Source organism: Paenibacillus zanthoxyli JH29 (assembly GCF_000520715.1).
GTDB classification, from domain to species: Bacteria; Bacillota; Bacilli; order Paenibacillales; family Paenibacillaceae; genus Paenibacillus_AQ; species Paenibacillus_AQ zanthoxyli.
Window position 1 is genome coordinate 1 of record NZ_ASSD01000152.1, and the last position, 1275, is coordinate 1275.

Sequence of the window (1275 nt, forward strand, 5' to 3'; positions counted from 1 at the left end):
GTGAGGAGTACTTGCCTATAGCGGGTACGATTGTTCGGGAGGCCCTTGACCGTTTGAAGTCCGAGTATGAGGTGATCGTCATCGAAGGGGCGGGAAGCCCGGCGGAAATCAATCTGAAGGACCGGGATATTGTCAATATGCGTCTGGCGGAATGGGCGGATGCTCCGGTCGTGCTGGTCGCGGACATTGACCGAGGCGGCGTGTTTGCCTCTATCGTCGGAACGCTGGAACTGCTTGAAGAGCATGAACGGAACCGGGTAAAAGGCTTCATTATCAATAAATTCAGGGGAGATATCGCGATCCTGCAGCCTGGGCTGGACTGGCTGGAGCAGCGTACGGGAATACCCGTCCTGGGTGTGGTTCCCCACCTGAACGGGATCGATATCGAGGCCGAGGATTCGGTGGCCCTGGATCATCAGCCGGATAACCTGAATTCGGATGCCGACATCGACGTTGCTGTCATCCGGTTACCCCGGATTTCCAACTTTACGGATACCGACCCGCTCGCGGCTGAACCGGATGTGCAGGTGCGTTATGTACAGAGCTCTGAGGAACTGGGCAATCCCGACGTCATTCTGCTGCCCGGAACGAAGAATACACTGGCTGACCTAAGCTTTTTGCGGGAAACGGGACTGTTGGAAGCCATAAGCAAAAAGGCGGAGTCCGGTACCCGTCTTGTGGGCATTTGCGGTGGTTACCAGATGCTTGGGGCGAGGCTGAGCGATCCTCATCAAGTGGAATCGGAGGAAGGCGATGCGGCCGGACTGGGATTTTTGCCGGCGGAAACGGTCTTTTATTCGGATAAACGAACGGAGAGAGTCCGGGGTAACGTAGCCTGCAATCATCGGGAATGGCTGGAGCTGCAGGGCATTTCCGTGGAGGGTTATGAAATCCATATGGGCAGAACGGAAAAGCTGGAGCCCGTTGAAGGGCTGTTCCAGATCGGGGATCATGAAGACGGCATGCTGTCGGCTGACGGGAGGATATGGGGCACTTATCTGCACGGGATATTCGAAAACGATGAATTCCGGCGTAAATGGCTTAATCTGATCCGGCAGAAAAAAGGGCTTGCCCCTCTTCACACGGACATTCATTTCCAGAGCCGCAAAACCGCTGCCTTCGACCGATTGGCCGACCATGCCAGAGCGCATCTCGATATCGAGAAGATTTACCGGATTGCCGGATTAAAATAAGCAGGAGTCCGAGCAATCGCGATAGGCGTGTTTGCCCGGGTTCTTTATTTTATCTAAAAAGCCGAGAAGACTCCTTCCTCTA

1 protein-coding gene is annotated in these 1275 nt (G+C 54.7%); it reads left to right on the forward strand.

The window, feature by feature from the left end:
- On the forward strand, positions 1-1193 hold a 1193-nt coding region (locus L691_RS0105970), incomplete at its 5' end, for a cobyric acid synthase (protein WP_025689386.1).
- Between the last annotated feature and the right edge of the window lie 82 nt (positions 1194-1275).